Here is a 26005-nt window from a genome sequence, read left to right on the forward strand (position 1 = left end):
GTTACTGTATTTATCTTTGCTTTTTTATTTCAGTTGTTTAGATTTTTCTATTACCTCTTCAATAGAACCAACCATGTAGAAAGCTTGTTCTGGAATTTTGTCAAATTCACCATCAATTATTCCTTTAAAACCGCGGATAGTATCAGTTAATGGTACGTATTTTCCAGGAGATCCTGTAAATACCTCTGCGACAAAAAATGGTTGAGAAAGAAAACGTTGTATTTTACGAGCTCGAGTAACAACTAGTTTATCCTCTTCTGCTAATTCATCTATACCAAGAATAGCAATGATATCTTTTAGTTCTTGATAACGTTGTAGGGTAGATTGCACTGCTCTTGCTGTATTATAATGGAGTTGACCAACTACAACTGGATCTAATTGACGGCTTGTGGATGCTAATGGATCTACTGCAGGATAAATACCAAGAGCAGCAATATGACGACTAAGTACGATAGTTGCATCTAAGTGAGCAAAAGTAGTTGCTGGAGATGGATCAGATAAGTCATCGGCAGGGACATATACAGCTTGTACAGAAGTAATAGATCCTTTTTTTGTAGAAGTGATTCGTTCTTGTAACGCACCCATCTCTTCTGCAAGAGTTGGTTGGTATCCTACTGCAGAAGGCATGCGGCCCAAAAGAGCTGACACTTCTGTTCCTGCTAGGGTATAACGATAAATATTGTCAATAAATAATAAAACTTCTCGTCCTTCATCACGAAATTTTTCAGCTATTGTAAGACCAGTTAATGCAACACGTAAACGATTTCCAGGTGGTTCATTCATCTGTCCATATACTAAGGCAACTTTATCAATAACATTTGATTCGATCATCTCATGGTACAAATCATTACCTTCGCGAGTACGCTCACCTACGCCAGAAAAAACTGAAAAACCAGAATGTTCAGCAGCAATATTACGAATAAGTTCCATCATATTAACGGTTTTACCTACACCAGCTCCGCCAAATAAACCAATTTTACCTCCTTTAGAAAAAGGACAGATAAGGTCTATAACTTTAATACCTGTTTCTAGTAATTCTTTGGAGTTTGATTGTTCCTCGTAAGAAGGAGCAGGACGATGAATTACCCAACGTTCTTTTTCGCCAATTGCACCTTTCATGTCAATTGGATCACCTAAAACATTCATCATTCGGCCAAGTGTTTCAAGACCTACTGGCACTGTAATAGGACTTTGCAAATTATGTACTGTTAAACCACGCTTTAAACCATCTGAAGATCCCATTGCAATAGTACGTACTACACCACCACCTATCTGCTGTTGCACCTCTAGTATGAGATTTATATTTTGATTGTTTACCTCAAGAGCATGATAAATTTTTGGTACAGCATTCTGAGGGAATTCAACATCAATAACAGCGCCAATAATTTGAATAATTTTTCCAGTAGTCATTTTTACTCCTCTATTGCCATCTAAGATTTTTTAACAAAAAATCTTTTAATGATGTATATTTACTCAGTGTTATTTTATAATAATTAACTTTCTTAAAATTTATTTTTTATGTTGGTATGTGTTATGTGAAATCAATTGCTATTGCATATTGAAAATAATTACACTGCAGATGCACCTGCTACTATTTCAGTTAATTCTCTAGTAATCCCAGCCTGTCGAGCTTTATTATATGCTAATTGAAGTTCCGTAATTAAATTACCGGCATTATCAGTAGCCATTTTCATTGCTAACATGCGAGCAGCTTGTTCACTTGCTAAGTTTTCTATAACACTTTGGTATACTTGAGTTTCGATATAACGTTTTAATACTAAGTCTAAAATTGTTTTTGGATCTGGTTCATATAAGTAATCCCACTTATGGAGTATAGTAGCCTTTGAATGATCATTTTTAGGCACAAAAGGCAATAATTGTTTAATTGTAGGACATTGAGACATAGTATTAATAAACTTATTATTAGCAACATATAATTTGTTGATGCGATGTTCATCATATGCCTGCAACATTACTTGAACGGGCCCTATTAGGTCAGATAAAATTGGTTGATTTTTAATACCATATATTTGTGTTATTACATGGCTTTTAATAGAATTAAAAAATAAAATACCCTGATATCCTATAATGCCTAAATTAATGTTAATCCCTGATGCAGACCAGATTTGCATATTTTTTAAAACTTTTCTAAATAAATTAAAATTTAAACCTCCACATAGTCCCCGATCAGTTGAGATTATTAGACATCCAATATTATGTACAGGACGCTGATTTAAATAAGGATGTTTGTATTCTAAATTAGCTAGAGCCATATGATTAATTACTTGGCGCAGTGTTTCTATATATGGTTGACTCACTGTGATGCGATCTTGAGATTTTCGTAACTTAGAAGCAGATACCATTTCCATCGCTTTAGTGATTTTCTGCGTATTATTTATGCAGAGAATTTTTCTACGTATCCCTTTTTCATTAGTCATGAACTTCTCCATAAAATCATATCTCTTAATAGCTGAATAGCTATTAATACAGCAATATTACCAAGATTGTGTAGCTTTAAATGTTTCTAAGAGTTCTTTAAGTTGTTGTTCAATTTCATTATTATAATCTCCAGAATGGTTAATTATAGTTAGAAGTGGTAAATAATTATGATTAGCATAATCTAATAGTGTGGATTCAAAAGCGTTGATATTAATTAGTTCAATATCATTTAAAAATCCATTTTCAGCGGCAAATAACATAATACTTTGTTCTGCAATAGACATTGGTTGGTTTTGTTTTTGTTTGAGGATTTCAGTAATTTTTGCACCGTAATTTAATTGTTTCCGTGTGGTTTCATCTAAGTCAGAAGAAAATTGAGCAAAGGCTTCTAATTCACGATATTGAGCTAAGGCAGTACGGAGTCCACTGGATAATTTTTTAATAATTTTTGTTTGAGCTGCGCTTCCTACTCGAGATACAGAAATTCCTGGATTTACCGCTGGTCGAATGCCAGAATTAAATAGATTGGTCTCTAAAAAAATTTGGCCATCAGTAATTGAGATAACATTGGTTGGGACAAATGCAGAAACATCACCTGCTTGAGTTTCGATAATTGGTAGTACCGTAAGTGAACCGCTTTTTCCTTTTACTTGTCCGTTTGTACTGCGTTCTACATAGTTCTTATTTACGCGAGAGGCACGTTCTAATAGTCTGGAATGTAGATAAAAAACATCACCAGGAAACGCCTCTCGACCTGGTGGTCGGCGTAATAATAAAGAAACTTGTCGATATGCCACAGCTTGTTTAGATAAATCATCGTATACAATTAACGCATCCTCTCCATGATCTCGGAAATATTCGCCCATTGTGCATCCAGCATAAGGCGCCAGGTACTGCAGAGCTGCTGGCTCAGAGGCGGTAGCAACAACTACAATAGTATTCAGTAGTGCATTGTGCTCTTCTAGTTTTGAAACAACATTAGCGACAGTAGATGCTTTTTGTCCAATGGCTACATATATACATTTAATACCAGAATTTTTTTGATTAATAATAGTATCTATTGCTAGAGTTGTTTTCCCGGTTTGACGATCGCCAATAATTAATTCACGCTGCCCTCGACCAATAGGAATCATTGCGTCGATAGATTTATAACCTGTTTGGATAGGTTGATTTACTGATTCTCGGTCAATAACGCCTGGTGCAATTACTTCAATAGGTGAGAAGCTTTCATAACTTATTATACCCTTACCATCAATTGGGGAGCCTAAAGTATTTACTACGCGACCTAGTAAAGACTGACCAACTGGAACCTCAAGAATGCGACCGGTACATTTTACTGTTGTTCCCTCTGTAAGATCTGTATATGGACCCATTACGACTGCGCTAACAGAGTCACGTTCTAGATTCAGTGCCATAGCATAACGGTTATCAGGTAAGGAAATCATCTCACCTTGCATAACATCAGATAATCCATATATTCGAAGGATACCATCACTTACAGAAATAATAGTACCTTGATTATCAGTTGTGTAACTTATATCAAATTGAGAAATGCGTTGCTTAATGATTTCGCTAATTTCAGTGGAATTTAGTTGCATAATCACTTTGATCCTTAAGATAATATGGCACTGGTTAGTTGTTTAATTCTGCTTCGTATACTTCCATCAATGATTATATCGTCTGTTTTAAGAATAACACCTGCTATTATAGATGGATCAATTTTACAATGAAGCTTAATATGGCATGATAGGTGATTTTCTATAGCGATTCTAATTCTAGAAAGCTGATTCTGATTTAGTACTATCGAAGAAATTACCTCTACTTTTTTTACATTATCATGCATAGAACATAGTTGGATAAATTGATCTAGAATAATGGGTAATATAGATAAACGCTTATTGTAAACTATTATTTTAATAAAGTTTCTTGTGTGATAATCAAGTTGAGCGTCAAATATTATCATCAATCTTTCAAAAAGCAATGTGGGTGAAAGAGGTCTTGTGATTAAATGTTTTATTTGTGCATCACATACTACTAAAGTAGTAACTGTTAACATTTTTTTCCAATGGTCTATACTTTGTTGTTCAATGGCAAAATTAAAAGCTGCTCGCGCATAGGGACGCGCGATGGTTTTAGCTGTAAACATTAGACTATGCCTTTCGAGAGTTTAGTGATCAATGTATTGATTACATTTCTATGGTCATCTTCATTGATAGAGCGCTCAAGAATTTTTTCAGCACCTTCTATAGTTAGCAACGCTAAATGTTGATATAATTCTTCTGTTACTTTTTGACGTTCAATATTGATACGTGCAATAGCTTGAGTTACTATTTTCTTGCGTTCTTTTTCGGCCTCAATTGTTGCTTTTTCTAGGATTTGAGAGTAACGAGTATTCGCTATCTCGATAATAGCTTGAGCATCTTTTTTTGCTTCTTGTAAAATAGTGTTTGCATTAGATTTTGTGATTTCACTTTCTTTACGGGCGTTTTTTGCAAAAACAAGGCTATCTGTAATTTCTTTCTGACGATCTTCAATGGCGGTCATTAGTGGTGGCCATATGTAATGCATACAAAACCAAACAAAAATAATAAAGGCAATAGCTTGTCCAAGAATGGTTGCATTAATGTTCATAATACGATACCTCATTATGATACAACGTTCATTACTCTTACTTATATAGATAAAAATATAGATACTATTTTATCTCATTTTGTAAGTTTTTATAAATAACCAGTTAGTAATTATTTATAATGCAACGGCAAACATAAGATAAAGACCTAACCCGACAGCAATCATAGGGATAGCATCAATAAGACCCATTACAACAAAGAACTGTGTCCTTAAAAGAGGTACTAGATCTGGCTGACGAGCAGCACCTTCTAGGAATTTTCCTCCTAAAATACCAATTCCAATTGCTGCACCAATCGCCGCTAACCCCATCATTATGGCGGCAGACATGTATAGTATATCCATATTTAGATGTTCCATTATTACCTCCGTTTTAAAAAAGTATAAAAGCATAAATAAAAGTTATTAAAGAACAATCATAAGAAATTTTAATGTTTTTCAGATGCCATGGATAAATAAACAATTGTTAATATCATAAAAATAAATGCCTGTAGAGAGATAATTAAGATATGAAAAATCGCCCAAGGAACACTGAGCATCCATTGTGACCACCATGGTAATAGACCAGCAATAAGGATAAAAATTAACTCGCCTGCATACATATTTCCAAATAATCTTAGACCAAGAGAAATTGGTTTAGATAACAGGTTAACACTTTCTAGAATAAAATTAATGGGAATAAATATAGGATTATTAAATGGTTTTAGTATAAGTTCTTTGCTAAATACGCTTATACCTTTCATTTTTATACTATAAAAAAGTATTAAAAAAAATACCCCCAGAGACAGAGATAGTGTGATGTTCACATCAGTAGACGGGACGACTCTTAATGATGGTAGTTTAAATAAATAATGTTCTCCAAGATATGGAAAAAAATCAATAGGAAGAATATCCATTAGATTCATTAGAAAAACCCATACAAAAATTGTCAAGGATAAAGGAGCAATGATTTTACTATTCCCATGATACATATCACGAATATTGTTATCTACTAATTGAATCACTAATTCAATGGCAGTCTGTAATTTTCCAGGTGTGCCGTAAGCTGTTGATTGTGCAACTAAGCGAAATAATATTAAAAATGTAAAACCTAATACGATAGAAAAAAATATAGAGTCAATATTTAAAATCCAAAATGTTTCTGGGTGGTTGTTTGGACTTACTAACTTAAGAGTTCTTAGATCAATCTGCAGATTATGCAGATGATGAGAAATATACTCTTGTAGTGTCGATGTCTCTCCTATGGCCATAGTATATACTACCCTTAATATATTAAAAATCATAAAATAACAGGTATATAATTGATGCGCGCACTATGTTAATAATGATCATACGCTATTTAATAATTATAGGAATTATAAAATTCTAATATTATAGAAAAAAAATTATAGTAAATTACTACTATCAAAAGCATGATTAAATCACAACAAACAAGAAATATGTAATTAAATTACCCTTTAATTTTCTTTTAGGATGTCTGACAGATAAAAATAATATGTTTTTATTTTAGTATCTTTTATTTTTTATTTAGTAATAACTTAAATCTAATAATATCTGTTATATTGGTTTCATAGAAAAAATAATGCAAAAAAAACTTTCTAATATTATGTAATTTTATTACATATATTATATTATTTATATATTTTATATATTAATATTATTTTAAGTCTTGTTACGGTATTTAGCCATTATGTAATTATATCTTTCGTAATTAAAAATTTTATTAGTTTTAGTTTAATGTTATTTTACTTTAATTTAATATTTTTTTTAAAAGATCTTTTTTAATTCAGTTAAATAATATTGTATTTGATTATAGTTAAACATTGTAGAATATTAAACAATACTCTTTTATCTTTAATAAAGATTTAAATAATTATATTGATTCTATCAAAGAATATTACACAATTCTATAATATCTTTAAATATCTCTTTATAATATTAAAACAAAATCTTGATATTTAAATTATTGTAAAAATTTTTAAAATTTTAAGTTTTAAGGTAGTAAAAGAATGTTAAATTTGATTTGATTGAATAGTAGTGTAATATTTTAAATTAATCTTAAATTAATTGATTATTATAAATTATAAAATATAAACTCTATCTTAATTTAAATTAAATTTTCTTTGATCTTAAAATAGATTTTTTATTATTTTTGTTTTGAATTATTATTTAGAATAAAGAATATAATGAAACTTAAGTATAGATTAATAATAATATTTTATTTAAGATACATTAAAATATATATTTAAAATTTATTATGTAATAAATGATATTTATATTAATAAAATTATTAAATTAATATATAAAATATAAATATATTATATACGATGGTGCTAAAAGAATCTAGTAATTTTTAAAAAAGCAATACATTATAACAAATTTGTTTATTTTAAATGATGTAATTTTATTATTATATGGTAAATATAGTTATATTAATACTTAAATAGTTTAATTTGTCAATAAATTTTAATTTATCAATGACAGTATATTTCAAAAAGTTTTTATCAGTGCTGGATAATTTATAAAACCACTATGCAAAGTCTTAAATTTTAGGGTTATATGATTAAGAATGAGACCTGTTAAGAGTTTTTTATATGAAATAATTGTTTTTTGTAAAGATTTCTATTGTTAAGTTTTTGAAAAATCATAATATACTAGACTGCTTGAGTATATTGATAAATTTGTTGCACCCTTTTTTAATATTTTGATTCTAAACTTTTTTTTCTAAAAATTTCTAATGATTGCAAAAAAGATATTGAAGTAGTTTGACTTCTTACAATATATAAAGTTTATCAAGTATAAGATATTTGTATTTTGTATATTTTTTTAAATTGTCAGCCTTTAGTAATTTTTTTAAGATTAAAATAATATCTATAAAAAATAAGGTATTATTTTAAGATAATATTAGTTTTATTTTAAAAAGAAAATTTCTAACATGAATAACCATATAACACAAGAGATAATAGTAAGCAATTTATTTATACAATGTTATTTTGGACCATTACAAGTATAATGATTTTTACTATAATTGCATTTTTCAGAGTTATAAAACTGTGGGTTTCTAATCTATGATGGAGTAAAAATGATGAATTACTCTGTTCCTTTTTACCATGTGTTTGTATTTATGGGTGTATCCGGTAGCGGTAAATCTACTATTGCTAATGCAGCGGCATATCATTTACATGCTGCTGTTTTAGACGGAGATTTTTTACATCCACGTGATAATATTAAAAAAATGTCATCTGGGCATGCATTAAGTGATAGTGATCGTTATCCGTGGCTAAAAGCTATTAATGATGCGATATTTGCTATGCAGAGTACTAATAAATTGTCACTCATTGTATGTTCTGCGCTTAAAAAGAGTTATCGAAATATATTGCGCATGGATCATTCTAATCTATCATTTATTTATCTTAAAGGGGATTTTAAGACTATACAAGAACGTCTTCAGGCGCGTAAAGGACATTTTTTTCAGTCTCAAATGTTGATAACACAATTTGCGACTTTAGAAGATCCAGGTAATGATGAAAAAGATGTGTGGTTAGTGAATGTTAATCAATCATTGCAGTGTGTTATAAATGCCACTATCAAAATCATTGAAGATGTTATTCGATCTCACATAGAGGAATCTTCATGAATACAATAACAATGACATTAACAGCAGTTGGTTCGGTATTTCTTTTGTTGTTTTTAGTTATGAAAGAACGCATGCATGCTTTTATAGCGCTAATTTTAATTTCTATCTTTGTGGGTATCGCCTCTGGCATGCCGCTAGAACAGATTACTTCTACTATGCAAAAGGGAATGGGCGGGACACTCGGATTTCTTGCTATTGTTGTGGCGCTTGGAGCGATGTTTGGTAAAATACTTCAGGAAGTTGGTATAGTAAATCAGATTGCTTTTTTTATATTAAAAATCTTTAGTGAGCGTAGTGCTTCTTATGCGCTGGGTGTTGCAGGATTGATTTGTGCCTTACCTTTATTTTTTGAGGTGGCAGTAGTTCTATTGATTGGTATTGCTTTTGCAGTTGGATTTCGTACTGGAGAAAATTTAGTAAAGTTACTTTTATCTTTATTTTCTGGGATGGCGGCTGCGTCTGCTTTTTTATTACCTGGTCCGGCGCCTATGCTGTTAGCTTTGCAAATGCATGCAGATTTTGGGTGGATGATATTATTAGGAATTTGTGCAGCTATTCCAGGAATGTTAATTGCAGGTCCTATATTTGGTGGCTTTATTAGTCAATACGTTCAATTCCAGAAGATTCATGAAGATACTGTGACTCAGTTGAAGATTAATCATCTGCCATCTCTTCCTGTAAGTTTGTTATTGATTTTATGTCCGCTAATCTTGGTATGTCTTAAAGTAATTGGAGAGTGCTTTACTTCTCCAGATACAAGTATGTATAATTTTTTAGAGTTAATTGGTCATCCATTTATTTCTATTCTTATTGCATGTTTACTAGTTATTTATGGTATAGCGCGTCCCTATGGTATCGATAAAGATAAAATTATGCAGATCTGTGCGTCATCACTTCATCCTGCAGGTATTATTCTTCTAGTTATTGGTGCTGGTGGCGTATTTAAGCAAGTTTTAGTAGATTCCGGTATTGGGGCAACTTTGGGTCGTGTCTTAATAGGATCAGATTTACCAATTGCGGTGGCATGTTTTGTGTTGGCTGGTGTGGTACGGATCATTCAAGGATCAGCTACTATTGCTTGTTTAACAGTGGTCAGTTTAGTAACACCTATTATTGATCCTTTGCATTATTCTGGGGCACAGTTAGCAGCATTATCCATGTGTATTTCTGGTGGTTCTATCATTTTAAGCCATGTGAATGATGCGGGTTTTTGGTTATTTAGTCGTTTTACTTCTGCTACAGAATCTCAAACATTAAGGACATGGACACTAATGGAGACTATTTTAGGAAGTATAGGAGGGGTAATCGGGATTATAGCTTTTAATTTATTATCATAATTTTTTAAATAGATAATGGTAAATTATTATAGGAGAAAATTTCATTCTATAAGCTTGAGAATACATTTTTAGATGACTATAACTAGTGATGCTTTTTGATATTTTGGCCTGTGGTAATTTTATGTTTTAGATTTTTTTATTTATCTATTTGATTGTCAGAGGTACAGGAAAAAATTATTGCTATAAAGCAGTAATTAGAATGATGTTAAAATGTTTTAATTAGATATCCATGTATTAGAAATAGTTATAGATATGTCTATGTATATAGTTTTGCATCTAGAGTATTCGCAAAAAAAAGTATACGATTACGATTAGGATTGTTCAAATCTTTATCATAAAAATATGAATACTATTAATTATATTTATAGTATAGTCGTTCTATTTTATGTATGTGTTATTAAATAAGATTTAAGAATTTTGCTGACTATTGTATAAGTTTTTATTTGTGATTTTCTAAAAAATCTCCATGCTATGATACTTATCATAGTAACTTTTGATTATTTTTTATATGGACAATATTTTTTATAAAAATAACATTAATACCATGCAGTTTATATAAAAAATTTTTAATATTTTTAATATGAGAGATATATAATATATGTCTTTGCATAGTATAGAAAATTTTTTTATTTATTTAATTATCAGCGCTATTATATAAAGATTTTGATTTATTTAGTACGTTATGGTTTAATTTTTATTAGCAATTGATTATGCAGTTAGTATGTATTAATAATAGTGAGTTTTTTTGACTAAAATTGAACATTCTAGCTTTTTATAGTGTATGATTTATTTTTCTATACATTAGATGAACATTTTTAATGATTATTGATGAAAAATTTTTATTGATTTTATTCTTCAATATTTTTATTACATTTTTTAAGATGAGACATTGTCTTTGGTAAAGTTTGAATGTATAAGGTACTATGTTTTACTGCATTTACTACTGCTCTTGGAGTAATTGTTGCACCGGTAAATTGATCAAAATCTCCTCCATCTTTTTTTACTGCAAAGTTAGCCTGATGATGTTTATTTACTGTTTTATAATAAAAACTATTGATCCAATTAGAAAAGCGTAATTCAATTTTATCACCTAGTCCCGGTGTCTCGTGATGTTCGAGCACTCGAGCTCCGTAAATTAGACCATTAAAATTAGCTCCTACGATTATTTTAATATTACCAGAATAACCACCAGATGCAGTAGTCTCTAGCGCTACTGCTACAGGTTTTTCGTCTTTTTTTGCTATATACAATCGATGATCTCTGTTATCACCTAGTTCTGGATTGCAGACGATATAACATGATGATTGAAGATTATTATTATATAGTTTTAATGGGAGAACTTGATCTAATAGATTTTGCCGTATTAAAGTTCTTTGGGCTTGAATTTTAGGTTTTGTTATCTCATGAATGATTGCTGTGAAGCCTGTAGTGATGGCAGCAAATATAGCAAGGATTATCCCATTTTTTCGCATAATGTTTAACATTATAGTATCCTCTTCGTATAATGTCCGTAAACACGTGGTTTTGTATAATAGTCAATTATAGGTACACACATATTGGCTAATAATACTGCGAATGCTAAACCATCCGGATAACCACCATAACTTCGGATGAGCCATGTTAAAAATCCAATAAGCGCAGCATAAACTAAGCGCCCTTGATTAGTAGTTGCCGAAGTAACAGGATCTGTAGAAATAAAAAATGCACCTAGCATGGTAGAGCCAGAAAATAAGTGAGCTAAAGGTGGTAGTAAGTGATCAGAAGAGAAAAACCAACCTATACTTGAACAGATTGCTAGAGAGGTTAAAAATGCTAGAGGTATGTGCCAACGAATTACACGTGTAATTAATAAGAATATTCCTCCAAGTAAAAAACTAGCATTAATGCATTGCCAACTTGGGCTATATATTAGCATATTATTATATATCGGTTGCGAAAGAATTTGGTTGGTTCTAAACCCTTCATGTAGGCTGGTTTTAAAGTGATCTAGCGGGGTAGCTTGCGTGATAGAATCGATATCTAGTAGTTTTTTTTTTGTTTGGTTTAAGTTGGTCTGCGTTTTTGGATGGATAATTATCTCTAGAGTACTCGCGAAACTAGGTTGAATATTTTTCACTCCATGAAGAGAGTACCATGTAGTCATTTGTACTGGAAAAGAAATTAGTAGCATTATATAGGCAGCCATAGCTGGATTAAATGGGTTATTTCCGAGTCCTCCATATAATTGTTTAGCGATTATTATCGCAAATAATGTACCAATTGTTATTACCCACCAAGGAGATAGCGCTGGTATGCTAACACCTAGCAATACGGCAGTTAGTAGCGCTGAGTTATCTTGTAGAGTTTTTAATATGGGGTAGTGACGCAGATATAAAATTATAGCTTCAGCGATAAGAGCTACGTTGATAGAAATAAAAATTTGTATTAGATTTCCCCAACCACATGAGTAATATTGTGCAATTAAACCTGGTATAGTTGCAATCAAGACTAAAAGCATAATTCGGTTGGTGTTGCGATTGTTGTTTAACCCATAGTAAGTGGTCATGCAAGTAGTCATATAACCGATTACTCCAGTATTTTAGATATAAAATATATTTTCTAATTTTGATGTATGAAATATACATGTTTGAATTAATACGATAGATAAGTGATATAAATAAAGAAGTTTCATTATTTTTATAGCATGATTATGAATTTGAGCGCATAATTGTATATATCGGTGTTGAATATATTTTGTATAATACATTAGGTGAAATAACTTTTCCATTACCCTATTCTTAAGTTTTAGAAAGTCTAATAAAAATTAACCTTATATTAGTCCACTATGGATACTGCAGGGAACAGTAATAATATTTATTATTTCTTGGATAATTACTATTATTTATAGATATTTGCGTCTTGCGTAACCTGAGTCACTATTGCTAATAGTAATAAAAATAAAATTTTATGTTGATGATTTTATAGTTAAATTGGATTATTTTTGATTTTGTTTATGCTTCTTTTGTAGCAATCTTTTTTGTCGTTCTTTAAAACGAGTTTTAGCAATAATAGAGCGTTTATTCTCCGCATCTAGGGTCCGAATAATTTCTTTTTCTTTTCGATAGTATTGCACGAGTGGAATATTGCTTGGACAAACGTATGAACATGCGCCACATTCAATACAGTCAATAAGATTGTGTTTGCGAGCTTTTTCATGATCACCGCCTCGAATGAACCAATATAGTTGTTGTGGTAATAAAGAAACTGGGCAAACATCAGAACATATACCACAACGAATGCAGTTTTGTTCTGTTTTATTTATTCTGATTTCTTCAGAATCTGGAGCTAAAATACAATTAGTAATTTTAACTACTGGGATAACGTCTATTGGTAAAGGAAGCCCCATTAAGGCGCCACCCATTAGTATAATCTGCTGATCTTTAGGATTAAAACCAGCATGCTTTAGCAGATAATTAATTGGAGTACCTAATCTTGCCCATAGATTTCCAGGACGGCTTAGAGATGAACCAGTTAATGTAACGACGCGCTCAATAAGCGGCTCTCCATTAATAATAGCGCGTTTTACTGCAAAGGCAGTGCTAACATTCTGAATAAAGATACCCATTTCAGAAGAATGTTTATCATATGGAATCTCTTTACCTGTTAATATTTTTATCAAGTGTCTAGCATTACCAGAAGGATATTTGGTAGGGATAACACGAATAGAGAGAGGTAGATGAATGTCATGTTGTAGCGCTTTTTTTAATGCGAAAATGGCTTGGGGTTTGTTATCTTCAATGCCTATGAGAATTTGATGTGCTTGGAGAATCCAAGCTAAAATACGAACACCTTCTAGAATTTCTACAGGATAGTCTTGCATTAATCGATCGTCGGATGTGATGTATGGTTCACATTCAACAGCATTAATAATTAATGTATTTATTCTTTTTAATCCAGATTTTAGTTTGATTGCAGTTGGAAAGCCAGCGCCGCCTAATCCAGCTATTCCAGAATTATGAATAATTTTTAATATTTGAGAGCGTTCCATATTCTGGTAATCATTAAAGTTTTTTTTATGGAAGTATGTATCCTTTCCATCTGGAGTAATAAATATACATGTTTCTAATAAAGAGGTATAAGCTGTTTCATGTAGTGTAATTTTTGTTATTATACCAGAAGTAGGTGCGTGCACTGGTAGCATGTCGCCATTACCATGTGTGAGCGCCTGACCACGTAAGACCGTATCACCTACTTTTACATTAACTTCACCTGCAGGTCCGATATGTTGTCGCAGAGGCAAAATGAATTGTGGTGGTAAAGGTATTTTTTGTATTGGAGTATTACTGGATTGACTTTTCATATCTAATGGATGAATTCCACCGTGAAAATCCCAGATTTTGTTTTTTGTAATTTTCTTCTTAAATATTCGTAACATGATTGTGTACCAAAATGGTTTGTTCAACGACAGTGTTATGTTGATTCCACTGAGATGCGTTAGGGGCCTCACATGCTATATGCATATCAATGCAGTGTGTTGGACATGCGGCAAGACATAAATTGCAGCCTGTACAGATCTCATTTAACACTGTGTGCATAGTTTTTTTTGCTCCAATTATGGCATCAACCGGACAAACGTGAATGCATTTAGTACAACCGATGCAGCTATCTTCATTAATCCATGCAATTGTACGTTCGGGTTTGATCATGGTTGGATTATCTAAGAGTTGCAGATCAATATCAATTATTTTAGCTATTTTTAACATAACGTATTCCCCACCAGGAATACATTTATTTATTATTTCATTTTGTTTTGCGATAGCATTTGCATAAGGTAAGCATCCAGGGTAACCGCATTGTCCGCATTGGCTTTGTGGTAAAATTTCATCAATTTGGCTAATAATGATATCTTTTGTTATGGCACAACGGTAAGATGTGTATCCTAATAAGGAACCGCAAATAAAACTAATTGTACTTAAAATAGCGATTGATATACAGAGGGAAGTGATCACGTTTTGATTAGTCCAGTAAAACCCATAAATGCCATAGCCATTAATCCCGCGGTAATTAAAGTAATAGATGATCCTTGAAATGGCAGCGGTGTGTCTGCTAGAGCTAAGCGTTCTCGTACACCAGAAAATAAAATCATCACTAGTGAAAATCCAATAGAGGCGCTAAATCCATATAGAGCAGCTTGCATAAAATTATGATGAAGATGTATGCTTAGAAGAGGCACACCAAGAACAGTGCAGTTTGTGGTAATTAATGGGAGAAAAATACCTAAAAGTTGATATAGGTATGGGCTTGTTTTACGCATTACCATTTCGGTAAACTGAACAACAACTGCAATGATAAGAATATATGTCATGGTCCGTAAATAAATTAAATCTAGTGGTAGTAAGACCAGAAGGTTTACCGCCCAGGATATAATTGAAGCCAGGGTTATGACAAATGTTGTAGCAAGACCCATGCTAATTGCAGTTTCTATTTGTTTAGAAACTCCCATAAAAGGACACAAACCAAGAAATTTTACTAACACAAAGTTATTAACTAAAATTGTACTAATAAAAAGTAATAAATAGTCAGTCATGAGATATTCTTTACTCTCAATTCAAATCAAATAGATAAATAATATTTTTTCTAAAGTAATTTATCTACGCTAACCATTATTTTGTATTTTACTAGAAAGGTTAATAGTAGATATAGAAAGAGATTATATTTGCACCTTTGACATTAATATTCAAAAAATATTCATTAGGATGAATTCTCTATATTTATCCTTCTTTCTGAGAAACCCTTCAATGTAAATAAATTTATTATGAAAAATAAAAACTAAATGTACAGTATTCTTAAAGATGATATAAAAATATTTTATATTATTATTCAAGCTACTAATTAATTATGCTGAACTTCTTATTATGCAGATATTTGATAAGTGAGTACTATATTTAGTCGTGTATTTTTAAATTAATTCTTTTTTTCTTGTATCTATATATTAGGTATTAAATTTATTTAATTATATTTTGTATACCCTTTAGTTTGCATGAAACATTTTGTTAAATTTTATATATTATAATAAAACATATATAAAAAAATATCTATTTAATTTTATATATTTTTAATATCTTAAGGTAGTTGAGCTCTGCTGAATCTTTTCATAATAATAATTATTATTAGGATATTTAAGAATTGATCTGTATTTATCATTTATCAAAGAATAAAATAAAATTATTAGATCTATAATAATGCATACAATGATAACTTTAATTAAGGTTGAGCAATAGTAATATTATGCACTATGGTTTTATATTTGTTAAAATAAATTTTGGTGAACATACCTTTTGAATTGGTTGGAAATAGCTATGATTGATGAGATCAACAAATTGTTGTGTATATTAGGTATGTTCATGTAGATTGTAATTTATCATTCATAGTACTCTAAGGGTTAATTTTTTAATTTTTTATTATACGATGTGTATGACATTAGTTTATCTTGGTAAAATTAATTTTACTTATATTTTAACATCATCACTGACATTAATTATTATTAATATTCTATATATGATCAGGTTAATGATATAAATTAGTGTATCATATTTGATGGAGGAGTATATGGAAAAATACATGCTTGATGAAGCAGCTAATGATCTGCGAACGATTGGTGATATGTTGCGATGGTCCGTTAGTTGTTTTTCTTCTGCTGATTTACATTATGGTCATGGTACTGATAATCCTTGGGATGAAGCGATCCAGCTAATTTTTCCTACGCTTCGTTTACCCTTAGAAAGTTCAGATACCGTATTTTCCGCTAGACTGACGTATAGCGAAAGACAAAGTATTATTGATCGTGTAGAGTGTCGTATTAATGATTATACTCCTGTTTCTTATTTAACAAATAAAGCTTGGTTTGGTGGTTATGAGTTTTATGTTGATGAACGCGTACTGATTCCACGCTCTCCCATTGCTGAACTAATTACTCAGAAATTTTTCGGAATTATTCAGAAGGAGCCTCAATGTGTTCTGGATATGTGTACTGGTAGTGGCTGCATAGCTATTGCTTGTGCTTTGGTATTTCCGGATGCAAAAATTGATGCGGTAGATATTTCTAGAGATGCATTAGCTGTAGCTGATAAAAATATTGATATGTATGATTTAAAGAAACGTGTAACATCTATTTATTCTGATTTATTTGATGAGTTACCTATAAAAAAATATGATTTAATTGTGACTAATCCACCATATGTGGACGTTGATACTATAAAAGACTTACCTAAGGAATATCATCATGAACCTGTGCTTGGTTTGTTTGGTGGTATTAATGGATTAACATTATTGTTTCGTATTTTACATAATGTAGCGCAGTATTTAAATATAAATGGAGTTCTTGTTTGTGAAGTTGGTAATAGCATGCATGCTCTTATTACTAGTAACCCAGAGATACCTTTTACCTGGATTAAGTTAGATAATGGTGGTGATGGGGTATTTTTTCTTACGAGAAACCAAATAATTAAAATTAAGAATAAAGAAACAATTATAAAAGATTAGTATAGTTATACTAATGATAGTATTTTGTTATTTTGTTGATCAATCCCTAAGGATTAACTGGTACTATATAAATTAAGCTAGGTTTGTATGTCACTCATTGTAGTAATAAATTTCATATAAAATAGTCAGTACATGATGCGATATATAACATATTTATACTAAAAGATTGTTTGTGGAGTATTTTGTGGAGTATATAATTAAGATTTTTCTATGAGTTGCAGGTGCGTGATTGATATAATCTACATATTTACTGAATGAGGATGAATTGGATTGTATAGATCGTTCATTATTATTCATGAGAATTAAAAATTACTATTTTTTTTTAGTTTTTTTGTAATAATAAAAATCAGAATTCCAGGTATATAGAGTATCATTGACAACAGTAAGTTGAAAATTCCTGATGCATATATCAACCAGGCTCCGTAGGCTCCTGAGCCAATTGATATAAGAGTTATAGAGGGTTTCTGCAACTCACATGAAACTTTAAAAAGATAAGCACTAACTAATAAATATGGTATTAATATCATTTCTGATGCGATAGTTAGCAATATGTTATAATTACAATGCGTTACGCAAATTAAGATTAAAGCAAATTGTACGCATATATTTGTTAAAAATAAAGAAATTTTCGATGTTTTAGGAGAGTTTTGAATCGTTAGTGCGCGAACTGGACACAAATCATTCTGCGCAGCAATCACAGGAACTTCTGAAGACATGATAGTCCAGCTAAGGTATGCGCCACATACTGAGAGGATCAGACCAGCGATAATAATAATACTACCCCAGTGCCCTAATAAATGATTCATGATTCCAGCCATAGCAGGATTTTGCATTTTTGCTAATTCTTCTCTTGGGATAATACCTAAAGATAGTAGACTGATTAGCAAATAAATTACCAATGCTATAAGTACAGCAAACATTGTAGCGCGTCCAATGTCATTTTTGTTGCGCGCATGAGATGACATAACTACTGCCCCCTCGATTCCAATAAAGACCCATAAAGTAATTAGCATGGTATCTTTTACTTGCTGAGACAGTGATTTTTGTAGCGATAAACCAGTAAAGTCAAAACAAAAACGATGATATTCAAAAGCATTGATGGCTAGAATAATAAATAACCCAAGAGGTATGAGTTTAGCTAATGTTGCAACAAGATTAATACTAGCCGCTGTTCTAATGCCTTGTAAAACCAATAGATGAATTAGCCATAATAAAAAGGAGGCTGTTAATATGGCTTGCCATGTATTACCGTTTCCAAAGATAATATGATTTGGGGAGTCAATAAAAAAACTTATAGCAGAACAGACCATGACTAAATAAGAGGCGTTTGCAATTACTGCACATAACCAGTATCCCCAGGCAGAGCAGAACCCGATAAATTTCCCGAACCCTGCTTGAGCATATATAAAGATACCGCCGTCTAAATGAGGTTTTAGTCTATTTAGTAAAAGTAAGGTTAATGCTAGTAGCATTACACCGCACCCAGTAATACCCCATGCTATAAGTAACGCAGCAGGGCTAGCAATTTCTGCCATATTTTGTGGTAAGCTAAAAATACCAGCCCCTAACATTGAACTGAGAACAAGTGCAGTGAGAGCACTTAAACTTAGATTTTTACCCAAAAAGATACCTCAAATTTAGAATATAATATTAATTAATTGTTACTTATAATGCTTTAATACCATCACTAAAGTGTGATATAAAAATTAATATATGTCTATTATATTGAGTTTTAGTTAAGGTTTTTATTTAAAACCTTACTTATCACAATCAAAACTATAATATATTTATATTATAGTTTTGATTGTGATAAGTAGCAAACCATTTGTGTAAGCTCGCAACTTGGTGATATAAAAACTAACTCATTAATATAGTTATTACAAGTATTCAATAATAAAATAATCCTCGAAAAATGTGATTTAATATTTAATTGAGTCATCATTTTACTGCTAAATAATATAATATATATTTAAGATAATATTATTTTTGTAATAATATACTATATTAGTAAGATTTACTATTTTAATAAATCTGTAGAATATTGTTAGAATATTAGCTGTCAGGATACTATATCTTAAATTTTTTATAGCCTCTTGTAAAATTTTTTTTGTTTTGCTACCTATAGTGATAATGATTGATATGTGATTCTTAATATTATGATTGAAATTTTTAAATTTTAGTTATGTATTTGTAGAGATACACAGAAGCTTTTTTAAAAATTAAACTACCTATTGGTGCTTGTTGTATCTTAAATCTGATTAAATGAAATTTTTTATTACGATCACACATTTAGATGGTATCGCAATGATTACGATGAAATAATTTATTTTATGTATAGAGAATAATGAGCTGATATTATTTGGGCTTTTACAATAAAAACTGAAAATCAGTGAATATTATATAGACTTATTTGTAAGTGATAGAACGTATATTTTTACTATTAGTGGATATGTAGATATCGTTATTTTTGTCTATAATCTTCTATAACTAAAAAGACATTGCAATAAGACAAGTGTTTATAATTTACACATTTCTCTTTAATTCAGTACATTTAATATAATAAAATATTGCCTTTCATATTTTATTATATTAAAAATAGTTAATTACATTAATGAACATCATGTAAGACGATGATACATTGTAAGAGAACTCAGTAAAAAGATGTTAATGATATTGATGTAGTATAAATAATTTGTATTATAGCCAATATTAAGAGTATATAAAGGATAATTTTACAAAATAATAATATTTGATACACAAATAAATAAAAGGTAAATAATTTTTATTATGATTAAAGATATTCTTGAATCTCATATCATTGCTAAAACTAAGCAATCTTTCTATTTTTTTATTCTTTAGAGTAATGGAGTTTTATCTTATTATGATAGAGTAGATGCGTTAGACATATGATCTATAGCATCTCTTTAACAAGAAGACAAAAAATAATTGATAGAGTAAGATGGATCGGGTTATTTATAAAATTTTTTTTATCTTCTTGTTTTACCTAAGATTTTGTATACTATTAAGTGTATTATAAATGTTTATTATTGAAATAATTTACTCTTAAATATGAGGAAAAATTATAGTAATGCTTGAAAAATATCTTTGTAGATGTATGTAAGACATACTACATATTAAGCGATATTTACCATAAAACTTTTGTGCTAATAAAGAGTGGTTTTGTGATTTATTTTACCTTCTCTATCTAAATTATTCGGTTATGTGATGCTATAAATACATATAATATTTTTCTATTAGTTTTCTTAGAGTGATAGTAGATCACTGAATAATTTTTACTTTTAATGCTGTTATCATAAGATACTTATTATTGAGGTTATTATGGTTAACAGAAGATCTTTAGACATTATAAGATCAGAATAAAAACTATAGTATATCGATCATTGATTATTAAAAGATAATAAAAAGTACAATATCAATTCATATTGATGCTGTCATTATTTTTTTAGTTGTTATAAAATTTTATGCTGCGTAGTTCAATGTTAATATTAGTTTTTTTTAAATGTCGAGTTATTTATTCATTTATAATGAATCATGAAAATATTAATGAATGTATTGTGCATATGTTAATCTGTCTTATGAAATAAACAATTAGTTAAAGAGATTCCATGCTTAAGGAAAACTCGATGTCTTTTGTATAGTTTAATAATGCTTGAAGCTGCGCTTGTTTAGCTGGATCAGTGTGATATTTTATATAAAGTAATTCAATTTTATTTTTATATTCTTGTATATATATTGGATTTAGTATTGTACGTCGATGCTTTAGCCATGTCATTTTTTCTACAGGAGTTAATGTATCTGGAAAATTTCTCGCACGAAATCGAAAAAATAATTGTTCAATACGTTTATCATAAAATGTGAGATTTAAGGTTGATAGGTTCTCTACAGAAGTGTGGCATATGGTGCTTATTTTAGAGCGATCAGCATAGCTAAAGAAACCATTATAAATTTGTGTATCTATATCCCCTAATTGGATATGTTTTGTTTTTGTTCTGTATAGTTGTGTAACTTTTTCTTGTATTTTTTTATATTGAAGTAATTGAGTTAGATTATTAGCATAGTACTCTAGGTTTATCCCGATACGCAGAGCATCTGATTCTCGTAAGACAGTAGCAGGTGCAATAATAGGGCATTTATTTATATGAATGAGTTGTAATGGAAGGTTAAAGCTATTATTGGTCAGATTGTAATCATTACTAGAAAATTGAAATGATGTATCAGCATTAAGAGTCGTAAGCGGGGAAATATCTTTACCAAGATCGCATGCTATGAGAGTATTTTTATTATTTGGGTGCCATGCTAGTGGAGTAACACAAGTAATATTGCTCTTTTCTGTTCCAAATCTACTAGAAACAAATACAAAACTTCGAATTCGCGAAAAATTGATTAATGTACGGAGAGTATGCTTTTGTCGATGAGTATATAAAAAATTATATAATTTCGGTTGCTTTTTCTTAATTAGTTTTGCAAGAGAAATTGTTGCATATACATCAGATAATGCGTCATGTGCACTGTGATGAATTATTTGATTTTCCTGGGTAATTTTCTCCAAGCGAAAGGTAGGAAGGCCTTGATGATTTTTTGGCCAATGAATACCATGCGGGCGTAAGGCATAACATGCTCTGGCTACATCTAATAGATCCCATCGACTATTAGAATGCTTCCAGCTCCAATCATAAGGATCGTAAAAATTTCGGTAAAACAAATTTCTGCTGATTTCATCATCAAAACAAATATTATTGTAACCTACAATGCAAGTATTAGGTACGCAAAATTTTTTATGAATACGTTGAGTAAATCTTGCTTCATTTATGCCGCGTAACTGGGCAATTTGTGGTGTAATGCCTGTTATAAGTACCGCTTCTGGTTGTGGTAAATAATCATTGGCTAGGCAGCAATAAATAGTTTCAGGTTCTTCTATAATATTGAAATCCATATCAGTACGTATGGCAGCAAATTGTGCCGGTCTGTCTAATGATGGGCTTATCCCAAAAGTTTCGTAGTCATAAAATAGAAAAGTAGGTTGCATAAATATAATATCAGTGTATAGCTTGCCTATAATCAAGTATATAATTTTTTGTAAGTTAGGTATAGTACTTGATGCTGATGAAGTATGTATTATTAGCTGTGATGTCAGTTTGTGGCATTATAAAATAATGATTATAAAATAAATTAATAAAATTATAGAGTATATTATATCGTAATTTACAGTATTTTGAGATACTCACGAATACCTTTTATTAAACATTTATCAGATCACTTGATACTAACTATATATAGCAAAAATTAATACATACAATATGAGATAATAGTCAAGACCAAATAATAGGTTTTAAAAGTAAAATATAAGGTATTTTTATATTGTGAAAAATTATGTATGAGTTCCTATTTTTTAGATAACACAAGACTTATTATTATATTTGTCTGTCTATACACATTCTGTGGTAAAAAATTAATCATATTTATTTTTATGGAAACTCGATACCTAATAGTGAACACATTGTGTATAAGCGAAAAATTTCATCATTATGTAGAATGATATTAAAAATTTATTTTTTTAAAAAATACTATCTTTTAACTATTGATTTTAATTTATAGCTACTAATGCTTATTTTATATCATAAAGATATATAGTTAAGAGATATTAATATATGTGTATATAGAACTATTCGCGTATCTATGTCAATGTGATTTTTGCTCTACTAGTGAGAATGTTTGGATTAAATAAAGAATTAACGTAAGTTAAATGTTATATTAAGAGATTTATAATTTATATGTAACAGGTGAGTTATAGATAGGTAGTATTACATCTCAATTTGTCTTCTCTGTTATGGATATAAATATGTGTCTAATGATATGAACTAACCAAGATCTTATTAGTATTTTTAGGGTATTTTTATTTAGGTATGACATCAACACCTAATATAATGTATATTCACAAATATCTTTAGTATTCTATAGTTATTAATGATAAAATTTATTTTGAAAAATAAAAAAAAGAGAGCGATCTTTTATGACTCATTCAAACTACCTTTGAATTAATGCTTCTTTTAATTATGTCTAATAGAATATTGATAACTTTATTGGAATAAAAATAATAAATATTAAGATATTTTAAATAAAGTGTAACTTTCAAGAAACAATAAGCATAATAGAAATTTTCTATATAGTTTTATTGAATTACATATAGATGTTGTTAATTTTTAGTTGATTAGTTTTATTATTTATTTTTATTGTACATTATGTCTTGTTTACTAAGATGCGCTATATTTTTAAAAATAGAATTTTATTTGATAATATATCATTTATATTCTTTTCATAAAATGATTTTATAATAACCTAACTTTATACATATAAAAAGCATATTTTTATTAAGCTTTGTATTGGCATATAGAAAGATATAATTTCTTTCAGAATAATATAGAACATTATAAAATATGCTCGCATATCAAGTAGATCTTTTAGTTAATACAATGTCTAGGTTTTTCTAGTGAGAAGAATAATATATAGTATAAGTCAATAGGATGGTGAGTGTTATTATTTCGATCGACTGTTATCATAATATGTAAGTATAAAATAATATTTATAAAACTATCTTTGCTCTTATATTGATAATATATGATAAGATTAAGATATATTATTCACTCAATTGAACTATAACTGTTGTTGCCAATGAAGAAATAACATCCTTATAGAGTTCAGTGTACGTGGTATGCAATAATTCAACCATTTGTATTATAATGAAGCTACTACTACAATAGTAGTCTGCTGATAAAACGTAATGTTAGATTAGTTATTCGATATATTGTATTTAAATTAGCTCATATTTACGTAATTCAGCTTTAAGGTAGGCATAATAGATTGGAGCTGCAATCACCCCAGTAATACCAAAAATAGCTTCAAATACTAACATAGCTAATAGAATTTCCCAGGTTTTGGCATGGATTCGACCACTAAAAATATGTGCATTAATAAAATATTCTAACTTATGAACAATGATAAGATAAGTTAGAGAAATAAGACTAGCTTCCAGTGATATAGAAAGCCCAATCAAAAAAATAACTGTATTAGAAATTAAATTCCCAATAATTGGCAACAATCCCGTGAAAAAAGTTAGTACCACTATAGTTTTAGAAAACGGAAAATGCAGCTCGAAAAGAGGTAGTATGCCGAATAGAAAACAACTCGTTAATAATGTGTTAAATAGTGATACATGAATTTGGGCAAAAATTACACTGTGAAAAGCTTCTGAAAGTATTGTTAGACGGTCCAGGATGGCATCTTGTAAAGGTGTGTTACATCTTTTTTTATTATTATTTTGCAGAGAAATCATTACGCCTAAGACTGCTCCAATGAGCATAGTAGCAATGGTATGCACTGCGTTACGACTAATAGTCTGCATAACTAAATTTTCATGTAACCAGTTTATTACCTGATTTTTTAACTCATCTATATTTAATGGTAAATAACGTGTGATCACTGGAGAGAGAGTGTTTTGTGCATCTCTGAGGAGATTGCTGGCACTAGTTTGAAAACTAGAGAAATCTTGAAAATCGTGTAAAAGAAATCCGATGAGTTTAGTAGCTCCAGAAACGATTAATAGGATGAGTAGAGCACTAAGAAACATAATGCTTACCCAGCGTGCTATTGGAGCTTTTACTAGATACCCCACAAGAATAGTGAGCCCTAAGATAATTTCATACATAATAAACCCTGCTAAAAAACACGGCAGTAAGTGTAAAGGAAACAGGGCAAGCAGTGCAATAGAAACCAGAAAAAAACTAGCAGCTCTGCAAAGAGTTAGACATTTTGTATCTCGTGTATGCATAATTTATCCTAAATATTTAAGATATGTATATATTAATAATGTAACAGTATATTAGTTATATAGTGCTTTGTAGTAGCATGATTATCATCAGTCCAGAGAGTTATGTTATTTTGATAAATCTATCATGGTACCTAACCAGGTTATGTCGTATATATAGTAGTCGCTCTGAAAATAGTCTAATAAGAATAGGTCTTTCTTTGCTTCTTCCTTATTAACGGAATAAACTTGAGAGCAATCTCTAAGTTTGCTCTTTTAAAGTCTAGCTCTTTGTTTTTTACATATAAGATTTTTATTTATGTTGTATACATACAGTACCGTATCGAAGGAGATACAGATAATAACTGGAATGAATTATCATGTATGTAATACATTTACAGACAAGTTCTGCTGATATGTGCATGGTGATTTTGTTATATATTTTTTATATATAGGCGCTATGCATATTTATATCTTTTTAATAGTGTTGCGCTATATAGATAATTTATGAAACGTTTATACTAGTACGTTCAGTGTTGTGTATATTAATTTGTATGTAATACACAATGAATAATAGGTATGAAGTTAATTATAGTGGTGTCTTAAGTGCAGATAACGAAC

At 30.0% G+C, this 26005-nt stretch carries 17 protein-coding genes and 1 pseudogene; 3 read left to right on the top strand and 15 right to left on the bottom strand.

From position 1 onward, the window contains the following. Positions 1-24: 24 nt before the first annotated feature. The 7 genes from atpD to atpB all read right to left on the bottom strand — a co-directional run bounded on the left by atpD (position 25) and on the right by atpB (position 6317). A complete protein-coding gene (gene atpD / locus ERCIPSPA2889_RS00105) occupies positions 25-1410 on the bottom strand; it encodes a F0F1 ATP synthase subunit beta (protein ID WP_157988864.1) in 1386 nt (461 codons plus the stop codon). Between the two features lie 158 nt (positions 1411-1568). Further along, on the bottom strand, positions 1569-2438 hold the full coding sequence (atpG, locus tag ERCIPSPA2889_RS00110) for a F0F1 ATP synthase subunit gamma (RefSeq protein ID WP_157988865.1): 870 nt from the start codon (positions 2436-2438) through the stop codon (positions 1569-1571). A gap of 57 nt (positions 2439-2495) precedes the next feature. After that, positions 2496-4037, bottom strand: coding sequence for a F0F1 ATP synthase subunit alpha (gene atpA, locus ERCIPSPA2889_RS00115; protein ID WP_157988866.1), 1542 nt, complete (start codon positions 4035-4037; stop codon positions 2496-2498). Between the two features lie 14 nt (positions 4038-4051). After that, on the bottom strand, positions 4052-4585 hold the full coding sequence (locus ERCIPSPA2889_RS00120) for a F0F1 ATP synthase subunit delta (protein WP_157988867.1): 534 nt from the start codon (positions 4583-4585) through the stop codon (positions 4052-4054). Continuing rightward, complete coding sequence (atpF, locus tag ERCIPSPA2889_RS00125; protein ID WP_157988868.1) at positions 4585-5070, bottom strand: F0F1 ATP synthase subunit B; 486 nt, start codon at positions 5068-5070, stop codon at positions 4585-4587. Before atpF ends, ERCIPSPA2889_RS00120 begins: the two co-directional genes overlap by 1 nt. A 114-nt stretch (positions 5071-5184) precedes the next feature. After that, positions 5185-5427 carry a F0F1 ATP synthase subunit C gene (gene atpE / locus ERCIPSPA2889_RS00130; RefSeq protein WP_157988869.1) on the bottom strand — a complete coding sequence of 81 codons (243 nt, stop codon included), beginning with the start codon at positions 5425-5427 and terminating at the stop codon, positions 5185-5187. A 68-nt stretch (positions 5428-5495) separates the two neighbouring features. Continuing rightward, a complete protein-coding gene (gene atpB, locus ERCIPSPA2889_RS00135; protein WP_157988870.1) occupies positions 5496-6317 on the bottom strand; it encodes a F0F1 ATP synthase subunit A in 822 nt (273 codons plus the stop codon). A gap of 1835 nt (positions 6318-8152) precedes the next feature. On the opposite strand from atpB, the gene gntK reads away from it, so the two are divergent. Together gntK and gntU are read left to right on the top strand one after the other, a co-directional pair. Continuing rightward, a complete protein-coding gene (gene gntK, locus ERCIPSPA2889_RS00140) occupies positions 8153-8704 on the top strand; it encodes a gluconokinase (protein WP_157989399.1) in 552 nt (183 codons plus the stop codon). Continuing rightward, on the top strand, positions 8701-10041 hold the full coding sequence (gene gntU / locus ERCIPSPA2889_RS00145) for a gluconate transporter (protein ID WP_157988871.1): 1341 nt from the start codon (positions 8701-8703) through the stop codon (positions 10039-10041). Before gntK ends, gntU begins: the two co-directional genes overlap by 4 nt. A gap of 848 nt (positions 10042-10889) precedes the next feature. On the opposite strand, the gene rsxG is transcribed toward gntU, so the two are convergent. The 5 genes and pseudogenes from rsxG to rsxA all read right to left on the bottom strand — a co-directional run bounded on the left by rsxG (position 10890) and on the right by rsxA (position 15607). Then, positions 10890-11525, bottom strand: a complete 636-nt coding sequence (gene rsxG, locus ERCIPSPA2889_RS00150; RefSeq protein WP_157988872.1) for an electron transport complex subunit RsxG — start codon at positions 11523-11525, stop codon at positions 10890-10892. After that, on the bottom strand, positions 11525-12598 hold the full coding sequence (gene rsxD / locus ERCIPSPA2889_RS00155) for an electron transport complex subunit RsxD (RefSeq protein ID WP_157988873.1): 1074 nt from the start codon (positions 12596-12598) through the stop codon (positions 11525-11527). Before rsxD ends, rsxG begins: the two co-directional genes overlap by 1 nt. A gap of 420 nt (positions 12599-13018) precedes the next feature. After that, positions 13019-14455 (bottom strand): annotated as a pseudogene (gene rsxC, locus ERCIPSPA2889_RS00160) (electron transport complex subunit RsxC); the annotation flags it as partial. Then, positions 14439-15026 carry an electron transport complex subunit RsxB gene (gene rsxB, locus ERCIPSPA2889_RS00165; protein WP_157989400.1) on the bottom strand — a complete coding sequence of 196 codons (588 nt, stop codon included), beginning with the start codon at positions 15024-15026 and terminating at the stop codon, positions 14439-14441. The pseudogene rsxC and the gene rsxB, both read right to left, overlap by 17 nt. After that, a complete protein-coding gene (gene rsxA / locus ERCIPSPA2889_RS00170) occupies positions 15026-15607 on the bottom strand; it encodes an electron transport complex subunit RsxA (RefSeq protein ID WP_157988875.1) in 582 nt (193 codons plus the stop codon). The genes rsxB and rsxA overlap by 1 nt, the downstream gene beginning before the upstream one ends. Before the next feature lie 1022 nt (positions 15608-16629). Between rsxA and prmB the strand changes: the two genes are divergently transcribed. Next, the gene (prmB, locus tag ERCIPSPA2889_RS00175) at positions 16630-17562 is read left to right on the top strand and encodes a 50S ribosomal protein L3 N(5)-glutamine methyltransferase (protein WP_157988876.1); all 933 of its coding nucleotides are present in this window, start codon (positions 16630-16632) and stop codon (positions 17560-17562) included. Between the two features lie 302 nt (positions 17563-17864). Here prmB and ERCIPSPA2889_RS00180 read toward each other — a convergent pair whose 3' ends face one another. The 3 genes from ERCIPSPA2889_RS00180 to ERCIPSPA2889_RS00190 all read right to left on the bottom strand — a co-directional run bounded on the left by ERCIPSPA2889_RS00180 (position 17865) and on the right by ERCIPSPA2889_RS00190 (position 25408). Then, positions 17865-19184 carry a basic amino acid/polyamine antiporter gene (locus ERCIPSPA2889_RS00180; RefSeq protein ID WP_157988877.1) on the bottom strand — a complete coding sequence of 440 codons (1320 nt, stop codon included), beginning with the start codon at positions 19182-19184 and terminating at the stop codon, positions 17865-17867. Positions 19185-21175: 1991 nt separating this feature from the next. After that, the gene (gene sbcB / locus ERCIPSPA2889_RS00185; protein WP_157988878.1) at positions 21176-22609 is read right to left on the bottom strand and encodes an exodeoxyribonuclease I; all 1434 of its coding nucleotides are present in this window, start codon (positions 22607-22609) and stop codon (positions 21176-21178) included. A gap of 1782 nt (positions 22610-24391) precedes the next feature. After that, positions 24392-25408 carry an AI-2E family transporter gene (locus ERCIPSPA2889_RS00190; protein WP_157988879.1) on the bottom strand — a complete coding sequence of 339 codons (1017 nt, stop codon included), beginning with the start codon at positions 25406-25408 and terminating at the stop codon, positions 24392-24394. Positions 25409-26005 lie beyond the last annotated feature (597 nt).

Origin of the sequence: Candidatus Erwinia haradaeae (genome assembly GCF_900698985.1) — a bacterium.
Taxonomy (GTDB): domain Bacteria; phylum Pseudomonadota; class Gammaproteobacteria; order Enterobacterales; family Enterobacteriaceae; genus Erwinia_E; species Erwinia_E haradaeae_B.

Excerpts from the sequence above, each read along its gene's own strand:
- atpF (WP_157988868.1), bottom strand. The coding sequence starts at position 5,070 with ATGAACATTAATGCAACCATTCTTGGACAAGCTATTGCCTTTATTATT.
- rsxD (WP_157988873.1), bottom strand. The coding sequence starts at position 12,598 with ATGACTACTTGCATGACCACTTACTATGGGTTAAACAACAATCGCAAC.
- rsxG (WP_157988872.1), bottom strand. The coding sequence starts at position 11,525 with ATGTTAAACATTATGCGAAAAAATGGGATAATCCTTGCTATATTTGCT.
- atpD (WP_157988864.1), bottom strand. The coding sequence starts at position 1,410 with ATGACTACTGGAAAAATTATTCAAATTATTGGCGCTGTTATTGATGTT.
- ERCIPSPA2889_RS00190 (WP_157988879.1), bottom strand. The coding sequence starts at position 25,408 with ATGCATACACGAGATACAAAATGTCTAACTCTTTGCAGAGCTGCTAGT.
- atpG (WP_157988865.1), bottom strand. The coding sequence starts at position 2,438 with ATGACTAATGAAAAAGGGATACGTAGAAAAATTCTCTGCATAAATAAT.
- gntU (WP_157988871.1), top strand. The coding sequence starts at position 8,701 with ATGAATACAATAACAATGACATTAACAGCAGTTGGTTCGGTATTTCTT.
- atpE (WP_157988869.1), bottom strand. The coding sequence starts at position 5,427 with ATGGAACATCTAAATATGGATATACTATACATGTCTGCCGCCATAATG.
- prmB (WP_157988876.1), top strand. The coding sequence starts at position 16,630 with ATGGAAAAATACATGCTTGATGAAGCAGCTAATGATCTGCGAACGATT.
- gntK (WP_157989399.1), top strand. The coding sequence starts at position 8,153 with ATGAATTACTCTGTTCCTTTTTACCATGTGTTTGTATTTATGGGTGTA.
- atpA (WP_157988866.1), bottom strand. The coding sequence starts at position 4,037 with ATGCAACTAAATTCCACTGAAATTAGCGAAATCATTAAGCAACGCATT.
- sbcB (WP_157988878.1), bottom strand. The coding sequence starts at position 22,609 with ATGCAACCTACTTTTCTATTTTATGACTACGAAACTTTTGGGATAAGC.
- atpB (WP_157988870.1), bottom strand. The coding sequence starts at position 6,317 with ATGGCCATAGGAGAGACATCGACACTACAAGAGTATATTTCTCATCAT.
- rsxA (WP_157988875.1), bottom strand. The coding sequence starts at position 15,607 with ATGACTGACTATTTATTACTTTTTATTAGTACAATTTTAGTTAATAAC.
- ERCIPSPA2889_RS00120 (WP_157988867.1), bottom strand. The coding sequence starts at position 4,585 with ATGTTTACAGCTAAAACCATCGCGCGTCCCTATGCGCGAGCAGCTTTT.